The 931-nt window shown below is 50.7% G+C and carries 1 protein-coding gene; it reads left to right on the forward strand.

The genetic code is table 11. The features are described 5' to 3' along the window. Window positions 1–931 (forward strand): condensation domain-containing protein (locus ABEW32_RS26420; RefSeq protein WP_430193283.1); only part of this gene is annotated, 931 nt, incomplete at both ends.

Below are 931 nucleotides of genomic sequence, written 5' to 3' on the forward strand. Positions count from 1 at the left end.
AGCCTTTGCCGAAGGATTTTGCGAATGACAATGCCCTGCTGGGAGACAGTGAGGTTGTGACGGTCCGCTGGACGAAGCAGGAAACCGAGCAGCTGCTCAAACAAGCTCATCGTGCGTACAACACAGAAATGAATGACCTGTTGCTGGCGGCGCTTGGAAAAGCGGTGTATGACTGGTCTGGTTCCGAACGGGTGCTGGTCAATCTGGAGGGCCATGGACGGGAAGACATTGTACCGGATGTGGATATTACGCGCACGGTTGGCTGGTTTACGAGCCAGTTCCCGATTGTCCTGGACGGAAGTCTGGGAGAAGGGGGACATACGGCTCGTCTGATTAAGCGGATCAAGGAAGGGCTACGTCATATTCCGCAAAAAGGCATCGGCTATGGCATTTTACGATACCTGACGGATCGGAATGTTTTGGAGAAAGCAGGCGTGCAGTTACAGGCTCAGCCTGAGATCAGTTTTAACTATCTGGGCCAATTCGATCAGGATTATAAAGGCAACGATCTACAGCCTTCATCCTACTCTATCGGTGTGCCTGTCAGCACGAACGCGACTATGGATTTTGCGCTGGATATCAATGGAGTAATCGAAGATGGCGAGTTGATGTTCACTATTCGCTATGGCACAACACAATTCCGTCATGAAACGATTGAACGGCTGGGAGAGCTACTGGCATCCAGCTTGCGTGAGGTGATTAGCCATTGTGTTGCCCAAGAAAGAACAGTACTGACCCCAAGTGATGTTCTGTTAAACCATGTAACGCTGGACGAGCTGGAGCAATTGGTGGAAGATACGCGAGATCTGGGCGAGCTGGAAAATGTGTATGCCTTGACGCCGATGCAAAAGGGGATGCTCTTCTACAGTCTGATGGATGAGAATTCGGCGGCTTATTTTGAGCAGGCATCCTTTGAATTGAATGGGCGCTT

It is taken from the genome of Paenibacillus jamilae, from assembly GCF_050482105.1.
In the GTDB taxonomy this organism is placed as follows: Bacteria; Bacillota; Bacilli; order Paenibacillales; family Paenibacillaceae; genus Paenibacillus; species Paenibacillus jamilae_B.